This is a genomic window from Sphingobacterium sp. UBA7253, from assembly GCF_002472745.1.
Taxonomy (GTDB): Bacteria; Bacteroidota; Bacteroidia; order Sphingobacteriales; family Sphingobacteriaceae; genus Sphingobacterium; species Sphingobacterium siyangense.
In genome coordinates this window covers 18,177-36,266 of sequence record NZ_DKSP01000060.1, presented here as the reverse complement: position 1 = coordinate 36,266, position 18,090 = coordinate 18,177, and the positions used below count along the sequence as shown (strand labels likewise).

Annotated in this window: 17 protein-coding genes; 5 read left to right on the top strand and 12 right to left on the bottom strand. The window is 41.1% G+C overall.

What is annotated here, in order from left to right:
- Nucleotides 1-268 precede the first annotated feature (268 nt).
- The 8 genes from pnp to B2X72_RS05555 all read right to left on the bottom strand — a co-directional run bounded on the left by pnp (nt 269) and on the right by B2X72_RS05555 (nt 7,483).
- Nucleotides 269-2,455 carry a polyribonucleotide nucleotidyltransferase gene (gene pnp / locus B2X72_RS05590; RefSeq protein ID WP_075991035.1) on the bottom strand — a complete coding sequence of 729 codons (2,187 nt, stop codon included), beginning with the start codon at nt 2,453-2,455 and terminating at the stop codon, nt 269-271.
- A gap of 291 nt (nt 2,456-2,746) precedes the next feature.
- Nucleotides 2,747-3,187 carry a hypothetical protein gene (locus B2X72_RS05585; protein WP_286848505.1) on the bottom strand — a complete coding sequence of 147 codons (441 nt, stop codon included), beginning with the start codon at nt 3,185-3,187 and terminating at the stop codon, nt 2,747-2,749.
- An 11-nt stretch (nt 3,188-3,198) separates the two neighbouring features.
- Complete coding sequence (locus B2X72_RS05580; RefSeq protein WP_286848504.1) at nt 3,199-3,753, bottom strand: CHAP domain-containing protein; 555 nt, start codon at nt 3,751-3,753, stop codon at nt 3,199-3,201.
- Nucleotides 3,711-4,097 (bottom strand): hypothetical protein, encoded by a 387-nt coding sequence (locus tag B2X72_RS05575; protein WP_286848503.1) that lies wholly within the window; start codon nt 4,095-4,097, stop codon nt 3,711-3,713. Before B2X72_RS05575 ends, B2X72_RS05580 begins: the two co-directional genes overlap by 43 nt.
- 41 nt (nt 4,098-4,138) lie before the next feature.
- Nucleotides 4,139-4,699 (bottom strand): DUF6266 family protein, encoded by a 561-nt coding sequence (locus tag B2X72_RS05570; protein WP_286709430.1) that lies wholly within the window; start codon nt 4,697-4,699, stop codon nt 4,139-4,141.
- A 93-nt stretch (nt 4,700-4,792) separates the two neighbouring features.
- Nucleotides 4,793-5,437, bottom strand: a complete 645-nt coding sequence (locus B2X72_RS05565; RefSeq protein ID WP_153846071.1) for a DUF6266 family protein — start codon at nt 5,435-5,437, stop codon at nt 4,793-4,795.
- 543 nt (nt 5,438-5,980) lie between these two features.
- Nucleotides 5,981-6,328, bottom strand: coding sequence for a hypothetical protein (locus B2X72_RS05560; protein WP_145327852.1), 348 nt, complete (start codon nt 6,326-6,328; stop codon nt 5,981-5,983).
- A 132-nt stretch (nt 6,329-6,460) separates the two neighbouring features.
- Nucleotides 6,461-7,483 (bottom strand): hypothetical protein, encoded by a 1,023-nt coding sequence (locus B2X72_RS05555; RefSeq protein WP_286709428.1) that lies wholly within the window; start codon nt 7,481-7,483, stop codon nt 6,461-6,463.
- A gap of 265 nt (nt 7,484-7,748) precedes the next feature.
- Between B2X72_RS05555 and B2X72_RS05550 the strand changes: the two genes are divergently transcribed.
- The 4 genes from B2X72_RS05550 (at nt 7,749) to B2X72_RS05535 (ending at nt 10,099) form a co-directional block, all read left to right on the top strand.
- Nucleotides 7,749-8,366 carry a hypothetical protein gene (locus tag B2X72_RS05550; RefSeq protein WP_286709427.1) on the top strand — a complete coding sequence of 206 codons (618 nt, stop codon included), beginning with the start codon at nt 7,749-7,751 and terminating at the stop codon, nt 8,364-8,366.
- Complete coding sequence (locus B2X72_RS05545; protein WP_286709426.1) at nt 8,366-8,989, top strand: hypothetical protein; 624 nt, start codon at nt 8,366-8,368, stop codon at nt 8,987-8,989. Before B2X72_RS05550 ends, B2X72_RS05545 begins: the two co-directional genes overlap by 1 nt.
- A 221-nt stretch (nt 8,990-9,210) precedes the next feature.
- Nucleotides 9,211-9,711 (top strand): MauE/DoxX family redox-associated membrane protein, encoded by a 501-nt coding sequence (locus B2X72_RS05540; RefSeq protein ID WP_286709425.1) that lies wholly within the window; start codon nt 9,211-9,213, stop codon nt 9,709-9,711.
- A 19-nt stretch (nt 9,712-9,730) separates the two neighbouring features.
- On the top strand, nt 9,731-10,099 hold the full coding sequence (locus B2X72_RS05535; RefSeq protein WP_286709424.1) for a hypothetical protein: 369 nt from the start codon (nt 9,731-9,733) through the stop codon (nt 10,097-10,099).
- Nucleotides 10,100-10,149: 50 nt separating this feature from the next.
- Here B2X72_RS05535 and B2X72_RS05530 read toward each other — a convergent pair whose 3' ends face one another.
- Genes B2X72_RS05530 through B2X72_RS05515 form a run of 4 tightly spaced genes read right to left on the bottom strand, consistent with a single transcriptional unit; the run spans nt 10,150 to nt 16,675 of the window.
- Nucleotides 10,150-11,649: a TlpA family protein disulfide reductase gene (locus tag B2X72_RS05530; RefSeq protein ID WP_286709423.1), complete on the bottom strand. Its 1,500-nt coding sequence runs from the start codon at nt 11,647-11,649 to the stop codon at nt 10,150-10,152.
- Nucleotides 11,650-11,651: 2 nt separating this feature from the next.
- Complete coding sequence (locus B2X72_RS05525; RefSeq protein ID WP_286709422.1) at nt 11,652-13,046, bottom strand: RagB/SusD family nutrient uptake outer membrane protein; 1,395 nt, start codon at nt 13,044-13,046, stop codon at nt 11,652-11,654.
- A 4-nt stretch (nt 13,047-13,050) separates the two neighbouring features.
- Entirely contained in the window at nt 13,051-16,290 is a 3,240-nt protein-coding gene (locus B2X72_RS05520) for a SusC/RagA family TonB-linked outer membrane protein (protein ID WP_286709421.1), read from the bottom strand.
- A 10-nt stretch (nt 16,291-16,300) separates the two neighbouring features.
- The gene (locus B2X72_RS05515) at nt 16,301-16,675 is read right to left on the bottom strand and encodes a hypothetical protein (RefSeq protein ID WP_286709420.1); all 375 of its coding nucleotides are present in this window, start codon (nt 16,673-16,675) and stop codon (nt 16,301-16,303) included.
- A 952-nt stretch (nt 16,676-17,627) separates the two neighbouring features.
- Between B2X72_RS05515 and B2X72_RS05510 the strand changes: the two genes are divergently transcribed.
- Nucleotides 17,628-18,090, top strand: a 463-nt coding sequence (locus B2X72_RS05510; protein WP_286848500.1) for a hypothetical protein, incomplete at its 3' end; no start/stop codon positions are given.

The window sequence follows — 18,090 nt, the reverse complement described above, 5'->3', positions numbered from 1 at the left end:
GGCTGTCAATTCGACAGCCTGATTTGTTTTCTGATCTACATATAAACCTTACTACTCCCCTATTTCAGCATAACGACATCAAGCCAATAATCGCCGCTAAATCTTTTACTACCATGGTGTAGCTTGAATAGATTAACAACAGCCTCCTCATTTAAAAAATCCAAAATTCGTTTGACATCCCGCCGGGCAGCAAACAGTTCCTAACAGCATTTTCCATAAAAAAAGCCCGCTTAAAGCGAGCTTTTCATATCATTTGAAAGGAATAAACCTATTCTTGTCCAGCACCAGCTACAGGAGCTTCACCGGCAGGTTTATCCTGCTTTGGTTTGTCTTCTTTTGGAGGACGAGGCAATAAGGCTTTACGCGAAAGCTTCATTTTACCTTGTTTGTCGATATCCAACAATTTAACCGTTACTTTATCACCCTCTTTGAAAATACCATCCATTGTTTCAAGACGTTTCCAGTCGATTTCAGAGATGTGCAATAAACCATCTTTACCAGGCATGATTTCAACGAAAGCACCGAATGGCATAATTGATTTCACTTTACCTTCGTAAGTTTCACCAATCTCTGGTTTAGAAGCGATAGCTTTAATACGACCTACTGCATCATCAATAGCCGCTTTATTATCTGCGAATACTTGAACAACACCTTTGTTATCAACTTCTTCGATCGAAATTGTAGCACCGGTCTCACGTTGCATCTCTTGGATAATTTTACCACCTGGTCCGATTACAGCGCCAATAAATTCTTTATCGATCAACAATTGAACGATACGAGGTGCATGTGGTTTGTAATCTTCACGTGGAGCAGAAATTGTTTTCTTCATTTCACCTAAGATGTGTAAACGCGCTTCTTTTGCTTGATCCAAAGCTTGCGTCAACACTTCCCATTTCAAACCATTGATTTTTAAGTCCATTTGACAAGCAACGATACCTTTTTCTGTACCAGTTACTTTAAAATCCATATCACCTAAATGATCTTCATCACCTAAGATATCCGATAAGATCGCATATTTACCAGTTTTCTCATCAGAAATCAATCCCATGGCAATACCTGAAACTGGCGCTTTCAATTTCACACCGGCATCCAAAAGTGCTAATGTACCAGCACATACCGTAGCCATTGAAGAAGATCCATTTGATTCTAGGATATCAGAAACAACACGGATCGTATATGGATTTTCACTGTCTGCAGGAAGTACCTGTTTCAATGAACGCATAGCCAAGTTACCGTGACCAACTTCACGACGGCCAGGACCTCTATTAGGTCTTACCTCACCTGTAGAGAATGCAGGGAAGTTGTAGTGAAGAATAAATTTGTTATAACCGTTGATAAAAGCACCATCGATCATTTGTTCATCGTCTTTAGCACCTAAAGTAACCGAAGTCAATGATTGTGTTTCACCACGTGTGAATACTGCCGAACCGTGCGCAGCAGGCAAGTAATCTACTTCAGACCAGATCGGACGTACAGTACGTACATCACGGCCATCTAAACGCATACCTTCATCCAAAACCAGGTTACGGACAGCATCATACTGAACATCGTGGAAATATTTTTTAAATAAGAATGCGGTATCATCATCCAATTCCTCTGGCATTGTTGCTCTGTACTCTTCCGCGATTTTTGCGAAGTTCTCAGAACGGTCATGTTTCGCAGAAGCAGATTTTGCAATAGCATAAACCTTATCGTAAGTAGCTGCAAAAATAGCATCTCTCAATTCAAGGTTTTCAGGCTCATGGTTATACTCACGCTTCACAGTTTTACCAACTAAGTTAGCCAACTCTACTTGAGCAGCAACTTGTTTTTTGATAGCTTCATGAGCAAAAGCAATTGCTTCTACCATTTCAGCTTCAGAAATCTCTTTCGCTTCACCTTCAACCATACCGATATCTTGTGCAGAACCAGCAACAATAAACTCTAAGGTTGCATTTTCAAGCTCAGACAATTTTGGGTTGATGACCAACTGACCGTCAATTTTCGCAACACGAACTTCAGAAATTGGTCCATTGAAAGGAATATCAGAAACAGCAATAGCTGCAGAAGCAGCCAAGCCCGCTAAAGCATCAGGCATAATATCTTTATCTGCCGAAATCAAGCTGATTGCAACTTGTGTATCTGCGTGATAATTTTCAGGGAACAAAGGACGTAATGCACGATCTACCAAACGTGAGATCAATACCTCATAATCTGACAATCTAGCCTCACGACGTAAGAAACCACCTGGAATACGGCCAGTTGCCGCATATTTTTCTTGATAATCTACAGAAAGGGGTAAAAAATCAACGCCAGATTTCGCTTCTTTAGCTGAAACAACTGTTGCAAGCAACATCGTATCACCTTGTTTTAATACTACAGCCCCATCAGCCTGTTTTGCCAATTTACCTGTAGACAATTCGATCTGGGTGCCATTACCCATATCGATGGTTGTTTTAATTTCGTTGTAATTCATTTAATCTTGTTTGCGACATGCTTTTCATCTTGTTGGCAGCATGCCAATATTTTAAATACATTAGATTTCAGCACAAAGGTAAATTAAAATATTAAGATTAATGCAATTAACGGCAGGCTAAATGCGCAAAGCCTGCGCTAAGGCTCAATGGTTGTTATGCAAGCGCCATAATTTTTTGAAAATTTACTTAAAAAGCACCCGAAGGTGCTTTTATAGCTATTATCTTCTTTTGGACCATCTTCTCGTTGCGAAGCTGCCCAACGTAGCGGTGAGCAGTATCTGAATGAAGCCTCAAAAAGTTCTTATTTTCCTACGGCATATAAAAAGTATTACCAAGACCAGAACGAAAGCAATTGCTAATACCCATACTAACGGTGCGAGCCGTGTCATCTTTGTTTTTCTTTCGGAACCAGATACTATATCATCATTACGGACCGTATGAGCCGATCTATTTTCCCCTAAAGTAGTTATCATTGACTCCTTGGCGATCAGTCCGCCCGACCTGGCCATGAAACCACTATCCGGATGAAAGCGAAAAGCGCTGTCTGTCCAGAAATACCAGAGCCGCGAAAGACTATCATTTTTACGGTAACTAAAATCTACCTCCTTCTCCTTATGATGTTTAGCCGATGTATACTGATTTTCTTCCGTCCGATGCTTAAAAATAGTGCAGGAGCCTAGTATACATATGCCTGCCAATAAACTCGATAGATAATTCAATAGTTTTAACATCTTCCCTCCTTTCAGTCCAACCAGTTAGCAAACGCATAAATGGTCACCAATGCCCGCCGTTTGGAAAGCACCCTATTTTCGACATTCCCTTCGACCGTCAGAATGTATTTATCGTCACTGTTTCGCACGATTCCTACGTGATCGATTCGTCCGAGCTTTTGGTTATATAGGGCAAATAAATCTGCTGGCCGCACTTCTCCTCTTCGTATCTGCAGCTTGGTATAGCGTCGGGACATTGGAAATAGAGCGGGGCTCCAGGCATTGCGCGGAAATGATAATCCCGCCCGACTAAAACTCCAAGATACAAAGGCCGCACACCAGGCGTAGCCTTTACCTAACCCTGTATAGGCCAGGTATTCTTCCACACGCCTGCCATCATTATTGCCTGTCATTTCACTGACGCCGATCTCAGCGACTGCAATGTCAACAATAGCCGACCGAACTTTCTGCTGCGCAGTAAACTTTGCAGGCTTGTCATAGACAGAGCCTAATTCATAGCGATCTTTTGTGAATTCCCGCCTGATTAAAGTATAATCGCTAAAACGGCCAGCAAAAAGGAGAGCCATAGAAAAAATACCGAAAAATAGATAATGCACTGTTGCCATGATGTCAATTGATTAAAGTAATAATTAAAGTCCTCTCGAAAATATTTAAAAGGTTTCCATAAAAACTCCTGCAGCCAGAAACAGCAATAGATGAGCAGAAATGCTGCTAAGACTGCAAAGAACAATACGGAAAGGATGCCGATGTCCAAGATACCGGCAGTGGCATCTATGGCCTGCAATAAAAGGCCAGTGCCTATGAAACAGATCAGGAGACAGGCCGATAGGATACCCATCTCCTGCTTTTTTGTGAATGCCCAGGTTATATCCTCGATAAACCAGCGCTTTTGTATTTGTACTAATTTCATTTGTTAAAATTTGATTTATAAGTAAACTTTTAGATCATGGACTATATAAACAGCCCCAAGTATTGACTATTTGAGAAATTCGCTTTTTCTCGGTCATGTACGATGAGATAAAGATGGATCGGCAGCTTTTCCATGCCATCCGGTAACTGCATGGTCAATGTACCATCTTGTCGTAACGCTACTTCATTATTGATGGCAGCGAGTTCCTCCTCGACCGCATAGGCACAGAGAATGATGGCGTCGTCCGCCCTATCTTGATATAAAACATTTGTAGCACTGTTCCAGACAATGGTAATTTGCTTTTGTTGGCGGTCGACAGAATCTACCCCCAGCGACAGTTTAACACCCGCACTCAACTGTGCTTTTGCGGGATCCACTACAATATCTGGGTAAGTACCTATCATGGCATTTTGCAGTAAACCTGACATAGCCCGACCAATTGCAGTCTTTCTCAAATTACGCTTTCGTGCAGTATACCCCATCTGTATGATATCGTTTACAGGATTGATAAATTTCCGCGCGCGGGCAAACTTCATACGAACTGTTTCTGTTCCATTGACAACAAGCACTTTCCTTTCCTTTTGTTTTGATAATAATTTCATTTTACATTGTTTTAATTTTCATTCCTTAGAAAAATTCATTACATAATCCACATAATATGGCCGGTCCCCCACACCGGCCACATCATTTAATCACTAGATAAGATCATACTCCCCCAAATAGGTTGTACGACTGATCCTCTCGTTTTTTCGATCTGTAAAAAACAGCCAGAGATGCCCCTTTTCACCCAAAAAGTAATCGGGCAGCTCAATATCGATCGTAGCGTCCCCACGCACAGGAGGTTTCGGAGCGGTCAAAAACTCATCCAGCGAAGGCAGATACAGCAGAATATGCACGACATCGTCCAAGCTCCCTTTCTGCATCTGTATTGCCTGGTCCGACCAGCCCATTGTGAGTATCCCGGAATTAACCGATGCATAAACGTTACCGCCAGGCTGCAGACTTCCTGAAGAAATCTTTATCTTAGCGTAATCCAATGCGAAATTTGGATAAGTACCAGCAATAGCAGCTTTCATATTTGCCTGTATTGCTGCATTTACCCCCGTCATCCGTTCACTATTGACCTGCGAAAAACCGACCTCTACAAATGGTGCTATCGGCATAATAAATTTGGCAATCGTGTAGAAGCGTGCTTGTTGGATCAGCTGTGCTTCACTAGCCGGTTTGTTGCTCTTTTTGGAAAGCCCTCTGATATAATCGATACTCTTCCAATGTGCGCCTATTACCGATCCAGCTTTACCGCTGAATCCACCATTGACGCCTTTTCTAATTGTTCCCATGTTGTAAATTTTAAAAGTTAAAAAACATGTAAAAACTTGACTGATACCGGTATATCTTGCTTTACATCAACAAACATAAAACAGAAAAAACGCATTTTCAAGGGCTGAAAAAGACTAGTCCGATCACTGTCCGCCCCCCTATGTGGATCTGTCTGAACAGCTCAGATAAATGTCCATTTGCTGTCCATAGAAGATAATCCTCTGTAATCAGAAAAAGCCAAGGCTTACTCTTGTCGCCTTCGATTTTGATCTGCAACTGGTTCGCCTCTCTTTCGGCTTTTGCCTACAACCCGCCCACACTTTACCTACTCTCCGCCTTCTAATCGGTAGGAAAAACGTAGGGCATCCGTAGGGAAATTGTATTGCCATTCCGAAAACAGGCCGAACGAATGCCGAACAAGGGACGAAGCAGGCATGAAGAGGAGAAAACCAGTAGGAACACAGGATGGTAAAGAGAGATGGACAAATACAGCAAGTAGGGCCCTTGCTATAAAATGAAACAAAAGAAAAATAGAAAAACGAAAGAAGAAAGAAAATGAAAGATTAAAAATCGGATAGATTATGGTATTTTTTCTTAAATAGCACCATATCAGCGTGTAAAAAATACTTGCCCGTATGATCCTTTTTATAAGCAAGGATCATCCCTTGTTTCTCGCAGCGGTAGAGTGTTTTTGCAACGATGCCGACATAGCTGCAGACTTCTTTGCTATGTACAAGCTGTATTGGAGGATCGGGCAATTTACGCTGGATCAATGCGGTCACCTGTTCCACGGACTGAACAATCTGGTCAACAATCAGCCGGCAGGCATTCAGCAGACAGGGCGTCTGGCATTTCTCGGGTTTCGCCGACAAAGCAAAGCAATTAACACAAGGTAATTTTTCACTCATCATTTTGGATTTTTGGAGCAATCGCCTCCCATATCTTATCGATCTAGTCAAAAATTGCTCGGATTTATAATTTAGTTACATGGTTTTATCAGCTTTTCCAATCCGACCAGCCTATATACCACTGCGGTTGTTCCTTTACATCTTCATGACCTTCGCTCTGTAGTCCTCAACCTGCTTGGACAGCTTTTTCATCAACTTGGTTTTTACCAGTTCTGAGCATTTATTGGCCGGATTAGACCTTCCTCGTAAGGCCTGAAAAGTAAGATCAAGATACGTTGAGAAATCAGGATCTTTGATACCGACCGATTGAATCATAAATATTTTCAACATGGCTTCAGCTGGAATGTCATCTGAACCAGTAAGCACAAAGCTTTCCCGCATCACAGACTCGAAATAATACAATTCTACAGTCCCCCCGTGCATTTTTTCACCTTTGGCAACCATTGTTTTGATATAATCGACAAGGCTGTCGATCTGGCCGAGCAAAAGATCCAAGGTTTTCTGTTTTTCAAACTTGCCAAAGAAAACACTTTCAGCTAGTAATCGTAATAGTTTTTCAAAGGTAAATCCATCCCAAATTTCTTCGCTGGAGATACTACCATAGGCCGCAGAAATCGCTTTAAAATGTTCGCTCAGATTTAGAGGTTGTATTTTCTTCAAAAATTCCTCAAATGTGATATCTAGTTTCACAATATGATAATAATAGGTGTAGATTTTAAAATAGGCGAGTTCCTCAAACGCCATCAGATGTACTAGCGGCACTTCCGTACATGTCATTTTCAACCATGCATGATCACCTTGATTTTGGAGTTTTTCAAATTCATACCTCAAATTTTCGATGTAATGCTTGAGTTCCATAAACTCTCCGCTCAACAGAGGCAGATAAGACACATCAGTTAGTTTTACCTCCAGGCCTGTATGGTCACTTAAATGGTTTTCCAACCGTATTGCGATATCGTCCAATGAGATCTTATAATGCCGTGCAAGACGATAAAACTCCGGCAGCGTAAGGTAGGTGTCCCCACGTTGCCGATTTCTTAAGGACCTATTTTCAATGCAGAGCAGCTGCTCTAATTCCTTGATCAGCTCATTAGGATTTTCGGTTCTTTCTTCGATAAGATTAAACAGTATTCGTTGAATATTAACGTCCAGTTGCATAATTCATGATTTAAAACACTTCAGGTTAGTATAACACTAAAATAAGTTTATAAACCAAAAGAACAAAGTTAAACCCTAAAGAAATCCTATTTTTAATATAGTTTTCGGCTATTTGGTAAACATTCCTCCAAGGAAAGCGATAATCATCGCTCGCTGGTATTTTTCATACCAAATCAATTAATCACAGGAAAAACAAATACCTTTTAACGAAACAGGTCATTCTGTAATTTAGTAATGAGTACTTTATACTTACATAACTGAGCCAATGTATAATCCTAATATGAATGATCTGTCCGTTATTAAACAACATTTGTTATCCCATTTTATTTATCTCCTAAAGGATACAGGGATTACTAGGCTCCACGATGAGGAGAAACTTGCTAATGTGCTCCAGATACATTACCTCTCTCCCGGACAGCGTATAGAACAGCCCGAGCCACAGTTGTTTATATTGATCCATGGACTTCTTAAAGAATACGACCGTTCGTCACGCAAGCGAGAGCCCAGTTCTCTTGTTCAGCTCCTGATGCCCGATACGATATGGCTTTACAATCAGTCGGCATACCATTTTAGAACCAGGGCCCTGATGCCAAGCTGGCTGCTGTCGTTAGAACCGTCCTATTTGCATTATATTCTCAATCATCCAAAGAAGTTGAAGTTGTGGCTCGAAGAGCATGAACTGCGCTACCGTTCAAAACACTATCTTTCCGAATTTTTAAAGACCCACTCCAGTTCGGAAGATCGAATTCATCTTTTTTTGGAGGAGTATGGTCCCTACGTCGACTTTCTTAGCGACAACGAAATCAGTCTATATGCTGATATTAATAGCAAGGCTGTACATAAATTACGTGAAATAGCATTTTTATACCAAAGATTTGATTGATGGGCACTTACTATTCTGCGAAAGAAATGCTGTTGAAATTTCAAGGCTATTGGAAGAAGTTCCATCCTGAACTTGGTGATTTTCATAAAAATTGGCTGTTAAAAAATGGGCAGGTTCGACCTATGGTAAAAGGCGAAACCTTGGTCGCTGCCGAAGATCGGCAATCGGCCATTTATATTGTTCTGGCAGGTCTGCTTGTCAAACAGCGTTATTGTCCTCATCGAAATCGGTATAATATCATGAACGTCGCCTTGCCACATATGGGAATTTTCACAACCATCCATTTTTACAGCAAAAGCCCGGCATTGGGCGACATCAGCTGTCTGCGATCTGGCCTGGTGCTGAAAATCCCCTACAAAGCAGTCGTCCCCTACCGGCAAACTGAAACCGCTATCGATACCCTGGTCAACTTATTGATCAACAAACAGAAACATCAGCTCGACCATCTTCGTGTGATGGGCTCGATCCCTAATGTGACAGAACGTTATTTTTATTTTGCGGACTATCTACCCCATCTGTATAGCGCCCTGAATATCAGGGAGCAGTCTGATCTTTTGCTTATTTCAGAGAGTTCGGTCCACCGGGCCAAAAGATTATACCTGAAAAGGAGATCGAAAAACTGAATTTACTGTCAAGCTGTGACAGACTTTGGCCAAAAATCCCGTCCTACCTTTGAATTAAACGAAAGAAGAAAAAAATGGAACGGATCAAAAATTGGAACAGCTATCGATTGAAAGTTTTCCCGCAGGGCGGTAAGGAAAAAGACTAACCCGGAAACCCATCGGCTACAAGCAGGTGGTTCCTCAGCAAACAGAAAAACATCACAATCAAACAAAACAAGCTTATGGAAAAGCGGTTCAATAGCACAGTGTATCAACAGGGTCAGCCTGCAAGCTCCACAAAACGCGGTAGTTCAATCCGCTCGGGTGCGCGCTGGGTTTATCATCGCCTACCTGACCTGATCATTTATGGCTATGCCTTTCTATACATGTATACGGGCTGGGTCAAGTTCAATAACATAGCCGCCTTTATCAGGGGCAATGGCAAGATCCCCCATCTGGGTCAGTATGCGAAACTAATCGGCTATGGCATCCCTTCGCTGGAGATTATGCTGGCTATTCTGCTTATAGTGCCTGGGTCTCAAATCAAGCACTTTGCACTGTGGACTTCGACCCTATTAATGGCTGTATTTACCATATACCTCAGTCTGATGGTTCAGTTTGTGGAGAAAAAGCTTTGTCATTGCGGTGGTGTCATCGAATCAATGGGCTGGAAAACGCATATCGTCTTTAATATCATCTGGCTGATCGCGGGACTCTATGCCCTCAAAAGAACAAAATTGTAAACATTTAAAAATTAACCCCATGGGAACAATTAGAAATTATGGGAAAGTGCTACTTGGAGTAGCCACACTTGCGGCAGGAGCTGGAATGGCGCAATATGCCCAAGCGCAAAATGCAGCAAAAAAAGCAGCCGATCAAACGGCAATGCTTCATGCAACAACAACAGGAAAGGCAACGATGCGTTACTGGGTCAATGACCAGGCAACTGGCAAGTACATCGAAGTAACTACTCCGCCAAATCCTATTGAGAATTGTCAGGAACCAAGTCCAAATGACTGTGTCGTTCAATCTGAGAATGCTTCATTGCCTTCGACATTAGACTACAGTCAAGCGACTCCGACAAATGGTGTACAACCACACCCAGATTCAAATAAGGCCTTTTACCAATAGTATTTTGGATCGAAGACAGCAGGCCGGCAATTATTTGCCGGCCTGTTGCATTAAAGATTCTTTTCCATTAACTCAATTAATGCCTTCCCTCCGTCTAACCTCGGATCTGGAGGCCCCGATGAAATAATATTCCCTTTTTTGTCAATAAGCAGGAGCTGCGGCGCGCCTTTAAAATTGTAATGTTTATAGAATGGATTATCATACCAAGATGTCCCATAGGTAGAGAGTTTCAATTGCTCGGGCTGGCTGTATTCTTTGGTCTTCAATCCATTTATCCAGCCCTTTCTGGTTTTATCAACGCTGAGGCTTATAAAAACAATATCCTTTATTTTTTTTGGTTTAAAATGGTCTATAATTTTGCGCATTTCTTTGTTCATATACTTACAACCAAAACATCCGTTAAACCAAAGATCAATTAAGACCATTTTACCTTTAAAATCCTTTAGCCGATGTATTTGCCCTAATGTATCGGGCAGGCTAAAAGCATATGCAGGCACATTATTTCCCGTTTTTGACTGCCACCTTTCAAATAGATTCTTTATAGTAGGATCCTTTAGCATTTTAAAAATACTTGCCGCCGTATCTTGTACGCCGGCTTTCCGATCAGCGAGATTTATTGTGGTTGCAGTCAATAATGCATCCCGTTGTTTGTTTGCAGCTATACTAGTAATCGTTTGAAGTATATCCCTAAATTCAAAATCCTGGGCTATTTTATCAGGATATTTTGTATAAGCGGCACGGCTTTGCTCTCTTTCGAAAAGATATTTGATATAAAGTGGCGCAAATGCAGCCAGATCATTATCATCTCTAGGGATTTGAGATAGCCAGTTTAGAAATCCTTGTTTAAATTGCGAAAAGTCAAATCCTCCTTTTCCCTTATCCAACCATAACTGCGAGCACAGTATCAGATAAGCACCTCCGATCGTATTGTATTTTATGATTTGGTATACCGAGTCGGTCAAATCATTTTTATAAAGGTCAAGGATAGCCAGCTTTGTTTGCAGATTTTTATCAATCAATCCAATTAAAGATTTTACGTAATCACCGCTATTTTTGCGTTCTTTCTGACGAAGCAATGGTAAAATAGAATTTCTCGGAAATATCTGGTTAGCATATATAGCCTGCTGGCAGTTCATCCTGTCCTCACCTCGTCCAGAAAAAATAATATTATCATCCGATATATCCATATGTAAGCTATCTCCGGCCTCCATTAGATAAAGTGTAAAATTATTATCCAGTGCATTCAGATAGTTGTATTCCTGTTTAGGACCCTCAAGTTTAAAGCTTACAAAAAGTTTAGAACTCTTAGGCTGAAAGCTAAGTTGAAAACGACCATCCGCACTGATTTCGCTTTTGTAAGATGTCGAAAATGCAAACCAATTTGGCAATGCATATTCATCGAGCACAATCACATTTAACTTGGTCCCCTTTGGTAATTCTTTTGAAAAGCGCCCTGCAATGGTGATATCGGACTGCGCTTTTACTGTCGGCACCATCCCGGATAGACAGCCGATAAAACATATTATTATTTCAAAAAAGATTTTTCTCATGATTACTTATTATTTGTATAGAAAATAGATTCATTGGTTGGTATTGGAAATGCAAATCGCGGAGAACCTGCCTCGAGTACGTAAATTTCATTTCCCAGCTTCCTGCTAAGGGATATGTTGGCACCCTCTTTATTGAGCCGCCGGATATCGTCCCATCGTAATCCTGCTCGCCATACTAATTCTTTCCGTCTTTCTATCAAGACTTTCTTTAGGGCTTCATCCTTTGTTAAAAAAGTTCCCATTGTGAACGTCCCAGTTTTATATCTTTTAGAAAGCAGCTTAAATAAATAATCCTTACATGTCCGTAGATCATTTCTTCTGGCGGCGCATTCCCCTTTAATCAGATATACTTCATCCGTAGCCAATCCAGAATAAGGGAAACGGGAAGAGCCACTATATCCCCGTTTTGTCTTGATGAGTCCGTTTGTAGCATTTTTAGAAAAGAAAATAGATTTTCGAAGGTCATTATCAGCGTATAAATTATACAGTTCAGTATCAATACTCATATTTTGTGTACTAGCATACAATACCAATGAATAATTGCGCCCAACGGTTGAATACAGCATTGACTCTTCATTGTCTAGCGTAAAAGGTGCCGCTACGGTTAAGCTAATTGTATTATAATCGATCAGCTTATCGTACAAGGCAAGACAGCTATCGGCATATTTTTCGGCCAACTCATAATTCCGCATACTCAGATAGATGCGGGCAGCCAAAGCGTAAGCTGATGGCTTGTTTGCCCGGTTTCTATCAGCTGTAATGGGTAAATCCAATAATGAAATGGCACGGTTTAAATCGAACAAGATCTGATCATAATTTTCTTGAACAGAAGAACGTTGTACTACTTCATCAACATTAGGAGTTCGTTTTAGCGCGATCCCAAGTTCCTGTTGTGAAGAAACTGCATCATAGGGTGCTGCAAAGTTTTTGACCAGATCAAAACATGAAAAAGCCCGTGCAAAATAAGCCTGCCCTAAAATATGGTTATATTTTTTTCTATCTGCAGCGGTATTTTGGAGATTTTCCATCCCTGTGATAATCGAGTTTGCATAAAATATGCCCTCATAAGGGTAATTAAAATCTTCTATACTCGTCTGTCCACCATACTGATCGTCGGACCAGATATAAACATTTCGTTCCAAATTTGATTGAGCCAACCAGTCTTTTTCCTCCGGTATATTACACTCGTCCGAGGCCAGGAACGGGAGTGCTGATGTCTGATTTATCCGAGGATAATCCAGCATTTGCTGAAAATCGTCCAATGTTTTGGGCGATACAATATCTGTCGAGGGCTTCACATCAAGAAAGCTATCCTTACATGAAGTAAGATATAACGACATAAATAACAATAGAAAAGAGAATCTTGAAGTAATGTTTTTATTTATATTCATCATCATTTCCTTAGAAGTTTGCATTTAATCCAACACTATAAGCACGGGGCATAGGCATTAAAGGAGAATCAGGATCCTGCCCCTGCTTATTGGCTTTCCAGAGCAATCCAATATTATTTCCATAGACAAAAATCTGGAGTTCACGGATTCCAATCCTGTTGATAGACCTGCGATAAGCCAAACGTATGTCTTTCAGGCGAACAGCACTGGCATTTTCGATCAATGCTGCTCCATACCTGTAAAGACTCTCCCGATTGCTGTCGAAGGGGTACGTCATAGCAGGTACATTCGTCCACAGCTCATCACCGGGCTGCCGCCAACGCTTACCATAATCAGGTTGCCTATAATTGGTCAACAATTCCGAATAATTTAGCGACTCCCGTCTATACTTATGACCAGCTTTAAAAACGATATTGAAGCTAAAGTCAAAGTCTTTATAATGAAAAGTATTCATCAGGCTTCCGAAAAATGTCGGTGTAGCTACACCTGAAGAGATCAGGTTGTCGGTATTTGAACTACTTATCATCGCGCTATAATTTTGGCTTTCCACTCCATCCAGTTGGCCAACCGGGTTTCCAGTTCCATCCAGTCCGAGGTAAGGAAAACTGAACAGCGCATACAGCGGATGGCCTTCCAATGGATTGATGTAATTGCCGGTCACAATATCGAAGTTGTTACTTTGCTTTGCCTTATAATTTGTGATCCGATCTTTCACCCAGCTCAGCAACGTCATAGTTTCCCATTTTAATTCTCCGATCAGGTTACGGCTATTGACTGTTATATCCCAGCCCCTGGTCACCATATCAGCTGCATTTCCCTTGATGGAGACCACACCGGTCTGCGGAGCCAAAGGGCTGTTGGCGATCAGATCCGTACTTCCTTTGCGGTAATATTCGATAGAACCTGTCAAACGTTTTGCTGCAGTCTCAAAATCAAGTGCCATATTCCAGATCCCCACTTTTTCCCAGCGCAAGGAAGGATTAGGTGGATTTGAGATTTTCAAATATCGGTTACCAAAGCTGTTGATACCCGTTCCCGCCAATGTCGTGAGGTAAGCCGATACGGATTTGTCCAGATTACCATTGTAACCATAGGAAGCCCTTAGACGGAGTATGGGAATTGGGTCAAAATGATAAAAGTTTTCATTCGAGAGCTGCCATAGGCCACCAATAGACCAGAGCGGTACTCCTTTCTGGTTTGTTTTGACCCCAAACAGATTGGACTCATCCCGTCTGGCACTGACCGAAAGCGTATAGCGGCTGTCATAACTATAGGAGCCATTAAAATAAACAGAACGGTTGCGGTCTATAGCTCCCCGATTACTTACGCGCGCTGCAATACGGCTACTTCCGTAACCATAAGACTGCGGAAATTCTGTAGCAAAATCCATGGCATTGTTGCCCGATATACCGGTTTCAGGATCATATCCATATCGTCTATCGCTCGATGATACCGTATTATAGTTCCTGATTTCATAACCTGCCAGCGCATGGATATCATGTTGACCAAACTTTCTATCAAAATTTAACTGCACCCGCCCCGCTTTATTGGTAAAGGCACTGTTGTCTTCATCTAAGATATCACCCAAGGGAATGGGGCGGATTACCTGTCCTGTACTTTTATCGATCTGGGTAAATGAATTGATCAGATGACGTGTATAATACGATTCTGATAGATAGTGGCGTGTATTATTTTGTGTTCCTTTTTGAAACAGGTAATCCGCAGAGAATTTTAAGCCTGTCATAATTTTTACCTCAAGCCGATGGTTTAACCGATAGTCAATTCCGCTGATCACACGGTCGGCGTCCAATTCATTGGCCGGATAGTATGACCAATCCAACAGCTTGTCCCTATCGATTCCATCCACAAAACTGGCACGCAAGTCTTTCACTGTAGCCAATGGACTGCCGCTCTCATCATACATACGCTCGTAAGGGTATCGTGGCGTGAGATAAGGCGAATTAATAGCCCTGTTGTTACTCTCTGTAAAGAAAATATCTGAAGAAATAACCAGACGGTCTTTCCACAGGTCAAATGAATTTTTGGCCGTCAATGAATAGCGCTGGTCCAATTGGTTGACTATGCTCCCCATATTCCCGTCATATCCACCCGAAAGATAATAACGATATGCAGTTCCCCCTCCACGTACGGAAACCGCATACTGCTGATTTACTGCCGATCGATATACGTGATCTGCAATATCCTGCCGGCCGTCATAACCGCTCAGCCGGTCGACCAATGAAGCCGAATCTGCTGCCGAGATCAGCCCCTCTTTTCGCTGTTGCAACATGGCGACTATAGGCGATATGGACGAGTAACCATCAGTGACATTCCAGAAATACCCCTTATCAAATAAAGAAGTTTCCAGTGCAATATAATCAGAAGACGATAGCTGTGGCCTATAAAAGAGATCCGGTTTTTGTGATAGAGTCAGATTGGAAACGAGATTTACCTGCGTTTTTTGACTGGCTCCTTTTTTAGTATTGATAACAATCACTCCATTGCCCGCACGCACTCCCCAAATAGAAGCAGCCGCTGCATCTTTAAGCACGGTGATTGTCTCAATATCATTCGGATTGATACTTTCCAAGGAACCTTCATACGGAAAATTGTCCAGGACGATCAAAGGGACCTGATTACCATAGATGGTACTATTGCCCCGTATTGTTATGGGCGAACTACTTTCCGGATTTTTGTTGAATACAAGACCATTTGTGATCCCATCCAATCGATCTAGTATATTGGTGCTAACAGTCCGATTTAGTATTGCGTTATCAATCTGCACAAAACTCCCTGTCGCCCGTTCTTTGGGAATCTTTTGGTAGCCTGTAGAGACCACTTCCACCTCGTCCAGTTGATTTGCCAGTGGTAACATTTTAATGTTCAACAATACCCCAGCGACATATTCCGTTTCTAAAGCCTTATACCCTACATAGGTAAACTTCACTTTACCCTTTCGGTACAGTACGGGCAGGCTAAAGGTGCCATTCTTTTTAGACGAAACGCGACTATTTTCCGCTTCGATGTGTACCGATACCCCTTGCAGTGGTTTGCCATCCGCATCGGATGTGACGGTCCCTTGTAGGACTAAGTCCATTGGCCCGTTAGCCCCGCTGTCCTTGCGGGGCGTCTGAGCTGATAAACTAAACATAGAAACGAATAGCAATACCAATGGTAGGGCTATTTTTATCATTGTATGGCGTGCGCCCCTATCCGATAAGGCAGACACAAGATTTGATTTGTTTGTCATCTGCTTATGGTTAAGATTGGTCAGTTATTCGATTAAAGAAATCATGAATTTTCTTTTTAGTATTCAATTCCGACTCTATCGTTTCGAGCGATTCTACAAAGGAGAACTGAACACCATCCAGTTTGATCTTGCGATAATGCACAAGAAAATAGGCGATCAATAAGCGCAATAGATTAAAGAAAAACTCCTTTTTTTTAGTTAGATTAGCAACGCCTACTTTATTATTCTTTATAAAGTCAAATACTGCTTCAATATTTTCGTGGCATTCATGTATTGAATGACTGGACCAGAATTTTCTTATCGTCCGTATTGGATCATATCCATGATCATATATTTCATAAAATGCTAACTCTAGTGCTAGCGGATTAACTGATTTTTTGCTCATAATTGAGGTTCGTAAATATGGCGGAAGCAATATTCTGATTTCTGAACAGAACGCAACATTCCCCTTTGCAAAAAAATTGCATCAAAAAAAGGTCCTATTGCAAAGGCATACCAGCCATCGCCGTGTAACATTAAAAACTAATTGATCCGAAAAGCACCTAAAAACGGTTACAAGGCATTGATTAGTGGATAATTAGGGTGCTTCCTGTCGGAATAAGGAAAAAACTCGTCGCGGCTTTATTGCGCGACAATAAAAGATTGTCATTCATCGCCGCTTGAAAAGATTCTTTTTATTTGCTAATTTTAGGTTTCGAATCAGTAATTAACAGTATAAAAAAATCTAAACAATGGGATTAAAGACATCCCGAAACGAGAAAACCGAGGAAAGCTTAACCTTCTAGCAATACGAACATTCACATTTGTTCAATACGATATCGTTTGACCGGTATCGCTCCCTTTGTTTTTTTGAAAAATACGGTTACTTATTCTGGTGGTGAAATAACGTTCTGGTAGTGAAATGAAAGGAATCTTCGCACCTCGAGACATTTGGTCTTGCGGCACAGACATTTAATGGTTGTAATTTTTGTTCTCATAATTTATCAGTTTATGAAAACGAAAATCACTCTGATTAGATTGATGCACAATTGGACTTTATAAACCAATAGAGCGAATTCCAATGCTCAGATAGTGGTACCGCAAAGACCGCTTCAACCAAAGTTGAAGTTCCGCTGAGACTAACAAGGAATCGCCCTATTGGAATATGCACAAATATACATTAAATCCAATAGAAAGCGAATCCAAGATCAGCTCAAGCGGAAAATTGCGGTTTTCTATCTTGAGTGATTTCGTTTTATGGGCAGTTTGTAACTGCTCAACATTTCGCTATCAAAATACTTACAGTACAAATATACTTAAAAAGTAACACTATGTACTACTTTTTTTAAAAATAAATTATGGGACGAAAAAAATTAGATGAAGTAATCAGGATAAATAGAATATCAGAAGAATTAAAATCATTAAAAATCTCAAATTTTTTGCTATCCGTTTGGACAGGAGCCCATGTTAAAACAATAAGCTCATGGCGGAGTAATACCTCTCAACCTAGCGAAGAGAACTTAAATCAATTGGGAGAACTGTTTGAAAAAGACAATGCTTTGTTAAAAGTACGCGATCAAAGCCGACGCAGCACTGGTCTTGCCAAGGCATTGGACCAAGAACTAAAACGCTTGATGAAAGTCGAGAAAATTCCATTTGAAGTTGAGGTGGATAAAGAAGTCAAAAAAGATGGGGCCAAACCGGAAAGCGATGCTGGAAAAGATAATACAAAAGGTAAAAAGTCAACAAAAACTATTAATCCCGTTTTAATTGAGAAGATTAAAACGTTTGCAGAAGAATACAAGAAAAATAATCCGCCTG